The organism is Weizmannia sp. CD-2023 (genome assembly GCF_036225245.1).
GTDB classification, from domain to species: Bacteria; Bacillota; Bacilli; order Bacillales; family Bacillaceae_C; genus Weizmannia; species Weizmannia faecalis.
Genome location: NZ_JARTJQ010000051.1, coordinates 1 through 1,243, shown reverse-complemented (window position 1 = coordinate 1,243; position 1,243 = coordinate 1). Strand labels below are relative to the sequence as shown.

At 43.2% G+C, this 1,243-nt stretch carries 1 pseudogene; it reads left to right on the top strand.

From position 1 onward, the window contains the following. Positions 1–194: 194 nt before the first annotated feature. Positions 195–1,221, top strand: a pseudogene (locus tag P9687_RS07350) (IS5 family transposase); the annotation flags it as partial. Between the last annotated feature and the right edge of the window lie 22 nt (positions 1,222–1,243).

Genomic DNA, 1,243 nt, shown 5'->3' with positions numbered 1-1,243 from the left:
TGAACTATCGCTGGATGCTTCTTAGGAAAAATACCCGAATTTCACCTTCAAGTCCTCTGCCATTTCGTTTTTAGGGCTTGCTGAATAAACAAAAATTCCAGATTTGACAAGGATTTTGGCTACTTTTGTCGAATATAAAGTGTAAGGATTTTATAGGAAACGTGTAAAAAACCTTGCACTTGGAGGCCGTTACGATGTACAAAAAGACCGAACATCAATTAACTTTTGTAGAAGATTTTTTCTACCATTCGGTGGAAAATTAAATAAAGAAAATCGCTGGGTCCGTCTTGCTGAATTAATCCCTTGGTGGAAGGCTGAAGAAAAGTATGCCAAGTCCTTCAAGAAAAAATTCAAAGGCGAAAAGGCTTACTCTGTCAGAGTTGCTCTTGGGGCTCTCTATATCAAAGAACGGCTTGGGCTATCTGACCGGGAAACAGTCGAACAGATCACGGAAAACCCGTATCTTCAGTATTTTATCGGGTTGCCTGAATTCCGGAAAAAGCCCCATTCGATCATTCTCTGATGACTCGTTTTAGAAAACGTTTGGGTGCAAACATCATCAATGAACTGAATGAATGGATTGTTCTGGAAGAACAAGAACGCCAATCGGAAGAAGCATCTAAGGAAAATGACAACGATGATGATCATCAACCTTCCGGTTCTGCTTCGGAATAGAATTCAACTGGATCAGCGTCTCCTAAAATGAAGAACAAAGGAAAGCTCATTCTGGACGCAACCTGTGCACCGGCTAATATTGCTTACCCTACTGACCTGGGGCTATTGAACGAAGCTCGTGAGAAACTGGAACATATCATTGATGTACTGCATGAACCGCACAAAGGAAAATTACGAAAGCCACGGACCTACAGTAAAAGAGCCCGCAGGGACTATCTTTCTGTCGCTAAGCAACGCAAAGCTGGAACCCGGAAAATCCGGAAAGCTGTCGGCAAACAACTTGGATATGTGAAACGGAATCTGGAGATCATTGGAAATCTCATTTCCCAAAGCTCCCTGTCTCTTTTGAGCAAAGATGAATACCGACAACTTCTCGTGATTCATGAACTTTACCGCCAACAGGCAGAAATGTACAAAAAGAAAACACATCGGATTGACCACCGGATTGTGAGCATTTCCCAGCCGCATGTCCGTCCAATTGTGCGTGGCAAGGCAAAAGCGAACGTGGAATTCGGCTCAAAAGTCGCCATTAGCGTTGTAGATGGCTAGGCCTTGATTGAGCAACTCG